Genomic DNA, 6,882 nt, shown 5'->3' on the forward strand with positions numbered 1-6,882 from the left:
ATGGTACTGCAGGGGGGACCCTGTGGGAGAGTAGGACGCCGCCGAACAATCATTCAAGAAAAGCCCCTGATCCATTCGGATCAGGGGCTTTTCGCGTTTCCGGGGGCTTTTCAGGGCGTTTCCCCGGACGTCAGAGCCGGTACTTGAAACCGTAGTGCGACCGTACGAAGCCGAGCCGCTCGTAGAACCGGTGGGCGTCGGTGCGGGTGGCGTCCGAGGTGAGCTGGACGAGGTCGGCGCCGAGTTCGCGGGAGTGGTGGATCGCCCACTCGATCAGTTCGGTGCCGAGGCCGCTGCCGCGTTCGTCGGCGTGGATGCGGACGCCCTCGATGATCGCGCGGGTGGAGCCCTTCCGGGAGAGGCCGGGGACGAGCGTCAGCTGCAGCGTGCCGACGGCTCGGCCGGCGCGTTCGGCGACGACCAGGTGCTGGTTCGGGTCGTCGGTGATGCGGGCGAGGGCGGTGCGGTACGGGGTGAGGTCGTCGGGGCTCTCGCGCGTCGCGCCCAGCGGGTCGTCGGCGAGCATCGCCACGATGGCCGGCAGATCGGCCTCCGTCACCCGGCGGATCGTCAGAACGGTCGTCTCGGTCATGATCAGAGAATAGGGGCCCCGATCTCCCGCACCACCCCCTGTCTACGCCCGTAGCACCCCTTCACGGCCCTTCCCGGGGTGATTCCGCGTCACTCGCCGGGCTTGGCACTGGTGATGACGGCGAACACCGCTCCGTGCGGGTCCTGGAGCTGGGCGAGCCGGCCGACGCCGTGGACGTCCATGGCGGGGATCCGGACCGTCGCGCCGAGGGTGGTCGCGATGGCGAGGGCGGCGTCGACGTTGGGGACCTCGAAGTAGGGGAGCCAGTGGGACGAGGTGCCGCGGGCGGTGTGTTCGGGGCCGAGCTGCATGATGCCGCCGTGGGCGTCGTCGGTGCCGCCGCCGGCCGGGGTGAGGACGGTGTAGAGCGCCTCGCCGAACGGGACGTCCTGCTCCTGCCAGTCGAAGACCGCGCGGTAGAAGGACTTCGCGCGTTCGGCGTCGACGCTGTAGCACTCCGTCCAGCAGAGGCTGCCCTCCGCGGTGACCACGTCGAGGCCGCGGGTGTCGTGCGGCTGCCAGACGGCGAAGTCGGCGCCGGTCGGGTCGGTGTAGCCGGCCATCCGGCCCGCGGTGAAGACGTCGAAGGGCGCGAACCGGACGCGTCCGCCCGCCTGGCGGACGAGTTCGGTGGTGCGGTCGGCGTCGGGCGTGGCGAAGTACACCGTCCACGTGGGCAGCGAGCCCTCCTCGACGAGCGGGCCGAAGGCGGCGACCGTCCGGCCGTCGAGCCGGAAGAAGCCGTAGCCGCCGGCCTCGGGTCCGGCGGAGTCGGTGGACCAGCCGAACAGGGCGGTGTAGAAGTCCGCGGAAGCCCGGGTGTCGGGGCTGCCGAGGTCGAGCCAGATCGGGGCGCCGGGCCGGTAGTCGGTGGTGAGCATGGCGGCACTGCTCCTCGGACGGGGCCCGTGCGGGCACGGGTGCGGTCGGTGGCCCCCCGCCCCTCCCAGCCTGGCACCTGCACCGGTGGGCCGCACGGCAGGCGGTCACGGCCGTGACGGGCCGTGACCGGGGCGGCTGGAGGTCGGCCGGAGGTCGGACGGCGGCCGGAGGGGTGCCGTCCGGGAGCGGTCCGGACGTGTCCGACCGGGACGGTACGGTGCGTAGCGGAATGGTCCGCCCGTACCGGTCGAAGGGGGTCCCGGTGGCCAGGCAGCCGCAGGCGGGACAGGAACCCGCGCAGCGCCAGCTCGCCCAGGTGGAGGGGGTGCTGGAGCGGATCACGTACGCCAACGAGGAGACCGGGTACACGGTGGCTCGGGTGGACACCGGCCGGGGTGCGAACGACCTGCTGACCGTGGTGGGGGCGCTGCTGGGCGCGCAGGTCGGGGAGTCGCTGCGGCTGCACGGGCGGTGGGGCTCGCACCCGCAGTACGGGCGGCAGTTCACGGTGGAGAACTACACGACGGTGCTGCCGGCCACGATCCAGGGCATCCAGCGGTACCTGGGGTCGGGGCTGATCAAGGGGATCGGTCCGCGGTTCGCCGAGCGGATCGTGGAGCGGTTCGGGGCAGACACCCTGGAGGTGATCGAGAACGAGCCGGGCCGGCTGATCGAGGTGCCGGGGCTGGGGCCGAAGCGGACGAAGAAGATCGCGGCGGCGTGGGAGGAGCAGAAGGCCATCAAGGAGGTGATGGTCTTCCTGCAGGGGGTGGGGGTGTCGACCTCGCTGGCCGTGCGCATCTACAAGCAGTACGGCGACGGCTCGATCGGGGTGGTGCGGAACGAGCCGTACCGGCTGGCCTCGGACGTGTGGGGCATCGGTTTCCTGACGGCGGACCGGATCGCGCAGGCGGTGGGGATCCCGCACGACAGCCCGGAGCGGGTGAAGGCGGGGCTGCAGTACGCGCTGTCGCAGAGCACCGACCAGGGGCACTGCTACCTGCCGGAGGAGCGGTTGATCGCGGACGGCGTGAAACTGCTCCAGGTGGACGTGGGGCTGGTGATCGACTGCCTGGCGGAGCTGGTGGCGCTGGAGGGGGTGGTGCGCGAGTCGGTGCCGGGGGAGGGCGGCGAGCCGATCACCGCGGTGTACCTGGTGCCGTTCCACCGGGCGGAGATCTCGCTGGCCAACCAGGTGCTGCGGCTGCTGCGTTCGGACGCGGACCGGATGCCGTGGTTCGCGGGGGTGGACTGGCCGGTGGCGCTGGAGTGGCTCGCGAAGCGGACGGGGGCGGAGCTGGCGCCGGAGCAGGAGCAGGCGGTGCGGCTGGCACTGACGGAGAAGGTCGCGGTGCTGACGGGCGGTCCGGGCTGCGGCAAGTCGTTCACGGTGAAGTCGATCGTGACGCTGGCGCTGGCGAAGCGGGCGAAGGTGGTGCTGGCGGCGCCGACCGGCCGGGCGGCGAAGCGGCTCGCGGAGCTGACCGGGGCGGAGGCGTCGACGGTGCACCGGCTGCTGGAGCTGAAGCCCGGCGGGGACGCCGCGTACGACCGGGACCGGCCGTTGGAGGCGGACCTGGTGGTGGTCGACGAGGCCTCGATGCTGGACCTGATCCTGGCGAACAAGCTGGTCAAGGCGGTGCCGCCGGGGGCTCACCTGCTGTTCGTCGGGGACGTGGACCAGCTGCCGTCGGTCGGCGCGGGTGAGGTGCTGCGGGACCTGCTGGCGGACGGCGGCCCGGTCCCGTCGGTGCGGCTGACCCGGATCTTCCGGCAGGCGCAGCAGTCGGGAGTGGTGACGAACGCGCACCGGATCAACGAGGGCAGGCCGCCGCTGACGGACGGTCTGCCGGACTTCTTCCTGTTCGCGGAGGACGACGCGGAGCGGGCGGCGGGTCTGACGGTGGACGTGGTGGCGCGGCGGATCCCGCAGAGGTTCGGGTTCGATCCGCGGCGGGACGTCCAGGTGCTGGCGCCGATGCACCGGGGTCCGGCCGGTGCGGGGAACCTGAACACGCTGTTGCAGGCGGCGGTGACGCCGGCGAGGGAGGGGTTGGCGGAGCGGCGGTTCGGCGGGCGGACGTTCCGCGTGGGGGACAAGGTCACGCAGGTGCGCAACAACTACGACAAGGGGCGGAACGGGGTCTTCAACGGCACAGTGGGTGTGGTGACCGCCCTCAGCGTGGACGACCAGCGGCTGACGGTGCTCACCGACGAGGACGAGGAGGTGCCCTACGACTTCGACGAGCTGGACGAGCTGGCCCACGCGTACGCGGTGACGATCCACCGTTCGCAGGGCAGCGAGTATCCGGTGGTGGTGATTCCGGTCACCATGTCCGCCTGGACGATGCTCCAGCGAAACCTCCTGTACACCGCCGTGACCAGGGCACGGAAACTCGTGGTGCTGGTGGGGTCACGCAAGGCGATCGCGCAGGCCGTCCGGGCCGTCAGCGCAGGTCGGAGGCACGCCGCGCTCGATCATCGACTTGCCACTGGATGATTATCCAACAGGATGGTTGCCTCTAATGTTCTCTTGACGTGAAGAGATTTACGGCAGAGCCTAGGATGGCGCCGATCTTGTCCGGTTCGTACCGGCTGCGGCGGCAGGTTTTGTAGGGGAGGGCCCTTTCGGGCCACCCCGGGTGCGCGGCTGTCCTCCAGATGGGGGATGGTAGAGACAGTCAGGGCACCTTGGAAGAGGATTCATTTCGTCGGTGAGGAAGACGTGAGCGACAACTCGGTAGTACTGCGGTACCAGGACGGCGAGTACGAGTACCCCGTCGTCGAGAGCACTGCGGGCAACGCCGGCTTCGACATCTCGAAGCTGCTCCCGCAGACCGGCCTGGTCACCCTGGACAACGGCTTCGGCAACACCGCCGCCTACAAGTCCGCGATCACCTTCGTGGACGGCGACAACGGCATCCTGCGGTACCGCGGCTACCCGATCGAGCAGCTCGCAGCGCAGGGCGGCTTCGTCGAGACCGCGTACCTCCTGATCAACGGCGAGCTGCCGAACGCGGACCAGCTCTCCGAGTTCAACCGCGAGATCACCCAGCACACGCTCCTGCACGAGGACGTCAAGCGGTTCTTCCAGGGCTTCCCGCGCGACGCCCACCCGATGGCCATGCTGTCCTCGGTGGTCGGTGCGCTCTCCACCTTCTACCCGGAGAGCCACAACCCGTTCGACGCGGCCCAGCGCCACCTGTCGACCGTGCGCCTGCTGGCCAAGCTGCCCACCATCGCGGCCTACGCCTACAAGAAGTCGATGGGCCAGCCCTTCGTCTACCCGCGCAACGACCTGAGCTACGTCGAGAACTTCCTCCGGATGACCTTCGCGGTCCCGGCCGAGGACTACGAGCTCAACCCGGTCATCGTGAACGCGCTGGACAAGCTGCTGATCCTGCACGCGGACCACGAGCAGAACTGCTCCACCTCCACCGTGCGCCTGGTCGGCTCCAGCCACGCCAACCTGTTCGCCTCGATCTCGGCCGGCATCTCGGCGCTCTGGGGCCCGCTGCACGGCGGCGCCAACCAGGCCGTGCTGGAGATGCTGGAGAGCATCCAGAAGGACGGCGGCGACGTCGACGCCTTCATCACGAAGGTCAAGAACCGCGAGGCCGGCGTCAAGCTGATGGGCTTCGGCCACCGCGTCTACAAGGCCTTCGACCCGCGCGCCGCGCAGGTCAAGCTGCTGGCGCACGAGGTCCTCGGCCAGCTGGGCAAGCAGGACCAGCTGCTGGAGATCGCGCTCAAGCTGGAGGAGCACGCGCTCAAGGACGACTTCTTCGTCTCGCGCAAGCTCTACCCGAACGTGGACTTCTACACGGGCCTGATCTACCGCGCCATGGGCTTCCCGACCAGCATGTTCACCGTGCTGTTCGCCCTGGGCCGGCTGCCCGGCTGGATCGCCCACTGGCACGAGATGATCAACGACCCGACGAGCCGCATCGGCCGTCCGCGCCAGATCTACACCGGCACCGCCATCCGCGACTACGTCGCCCTCGGCGAGCGCTGACGCAGAACCCCGAAGGGCCCGGCCGCACGTGTGCGGCCGGGCCCTCGTGCGTCCCCGCGCGGTGGAGCCGTGCGGATCGTTCCCGCGGGGACGGGATCGTACGGCGCACGACTCCGGGGCCGGCCGCAGCCCGGGACGGCCGCTCAAAGCGTCCCTGGCCCGCCACAACCCCGGCGCCGTGCGCGAAGGCCGTCGATTCGACGGCCGACCCGGGGCCCGCCGGAGCCCCGTCGGCGGCAGTGGAGGCACGGGGACGCGTTGCCGTTCGTCGCGTCTCCGTCCCTCGGAAAACTGCCGCACTACCAACCTAAGACGTATCAGGGTGCGAGAAGTTACGCCCGGGGGGTGTGAGCTGCCTCTCGCCACGCTCCGTGTGCGCGCCGTACCGGGCCCATACCACACGTTCCGGCGCGGGCGACGTCACCCTCCCCGCAGTCACGGCAACCGAGCGTGATAGGAATCGTGGCATTCCGGTACGGACCGTCCCGCACCCTCGCAGCGTGGCGGCGGAACTGGGGAGGGAGTGCGCAGATGGCCAGGAACGTCGTAGTCACCGGCGGTGGCACGGGAATCGGGTTCGAAGTGGCGCGGCGGTTCGCCGAGGCGGGCGAACGGGTCGTGATCGTCGGCCGCCGCCGGGCGGTGCTGGAGAAGTCCGCGGCCGAGCTCGGGCCGAACGTCACCCCGCTGGTCTGCGACCTCGCCGACCCGGACGCCGTCGAGGCCGCGCTCGCCGAACTGCCCGAGCGCGTCGACGTGCTGGTGAACAACGCCGGCAGCCGCGAGACCGTGATCGGCGCCGGCCCGCACGCGCTGCTGGCGCGCTGGCGCGGCGACTTCGAGCGCAACGTACTGACCGTGGTGCTGCTCACCGAGTCGATCCGCGACCGGCTCACCCCGGGCTCCGGCCGGGTCGTCACGATCAGCTCGATCGCCGCCCTGCGCGGGGCCGGCTCCTACGGCGCGGCGAAGGCCTCGCTGCACGCCTGGAACCACTTCCTGGCCGCCCAGTTGGGCACCTCGGGCATCACCGCGAACATCGTCGCCCCGGGCACGGTGGCGGGCACCGAGTTCTTCGGACCGCGGCTGGACGAGGCCGAGGTGGCCCGCCGCGCGGCGCGCACGCTGCTCGGCCGGATCGGGGAGACGGGGGAGGTCGCGGGGGCCGTGTACTTCCTCGCCTCGCCCGAGGCCGGGTTCATCACCGGCGAGATCCTGCACTGCAACGGCGGCGAGCTGCTCGGGCGTTGAGCCCCTGACGGTGTCGAGCCCCGGACGGCGTTGAGCTCCGGACGGCGGCGGGGGGGGGGGGGGGGGGGGCCGCGGCGGGGCGCGGGGGGGGGGGGGGTCGGGGGGGGGGGGGGGCGGGGTGGGGGGGGGGGTGGATGGGGTG

Annotated in this window: 5 protein-coding genes; 3 read left to right on the plus strand and 2 right to left on the minus strand. The window is 71.1% G+C overall.

From position 1 onward, the window contains the following. Window positions 1-130: 130 nt before the first annotated feature. Window positions 131-592 (minus strand): GNAT family N-acetyltransferase, encoded by a 462-nt coding sequence (locus ACFV4F_RS31640; RefSeq protein ID WP_380507615.1) that lies wholly within the window; start codon window positions 590-592, stop codon window positions 131-133. Between the two features lie 89 nt (window positions 593-681). Continuing rightward, window positions 682-1,473 carry a VOC family protein gene (locus ACFV4F_RS31645; RefSeq protein ID WP_380448976.1) on the minus strand — a complete coding sequence of 264 codons (792 nt, stop codon included), beginning with the start codon at window positions 1,471-1,473 and terminating at the stop codon, window positions 682-684. Window positions 1,474-1,703: 230 nt separating this feature from the next. On the opposite strand from ACFV4F_RS31645, the gene ACFV4F_RS31650 reads away from it, so the two are divergent. From ACFV4F_RS31650 to ACFV4F_RS31660, 3 genes are all read left to right on the plus strand, one after another. Continuing rightward, window positions 1,704-3,974, plus strand: coding sequence for an ATP-dependent RecD-like DNA helicase (locus ACFV4F_RS31650; RefSeq protein ID WP_380507660.1), 2,271 nt, complete (start codon window positions 1,704-1,706; stop codon window positions 3,972-3,974). A 225-nt stretch (window positions 3,975-4,199) separates the two neighbouring features. Next, window positions 4,200-5,489 carry a citrate synthase gene (locus ACFV4F_RS31655; RefSeq protein ID WP_380448972.1) on the plus strand — a complete coding sequence of 430 codons (1,290 nt, stop codon included), beginning with the start codon at window positions 4,200-4,202 and terminating at the stop codon, window positions 5,487-5,489. Window positions 5,490-6,020: 531 nt separating this feature from the next. Further along, window positions 6,021-6,740 (plus strand): SDR family NAD(P)-dependent oxidoreductase, encoded by a 720-nt coding sequence (locus tag ACFV4F_RS31660; protein ID WP_380449168.1) that lies wholly within the window; start codon window positions 6,021-6,023, stop codon window positions 6,738-6,740. Window positions 6,741-6,882 lie beyond the last annotated feature (142 nt).

It is taken from the genome of Kitasatospora sp. NPDC059722, from assembly GCF_042733235.1.
Classification (GTDB): domain Bacteria; phylum Actinomycetota; class Actinomycetes; order Streptomycetales; family Streptomycetaceae; genus Kitasatospora.

Bases quoted from the DNA above. Each gene is read 5' to 3' on its own strand.
- ACFV4F_RS31640 (WP_380507615.1), bottom strand. From the start codon at position 592: ATGACCGAGACGACCGTTCTGACGATCCGCCGGGTGACGGAGGCCGAT.
- ACFV4F_RS31645 (WP_380448976.1), bottom strand. From the start codon at position 1,473: ATGCTCACCACCGACTACCGGCCCGGCGCCCCGATCTGGCTCGACCTC.
- ACFV4F_RS31650 (WP_380507660.1), top strand. From the start codon at position 1,704: ATGGTCCGCCCGTACCGGTCGAAGGGGGTCCCGGTGGCCAGGCAGCCG.
- ACFV4F_RS31660 (WP_380449168.1), top strand. From the start codon at position 6,021: ATGGCCAGGAACGTCGTAGTCACCGGCGGTGGCACGGGAATCGGGTTC.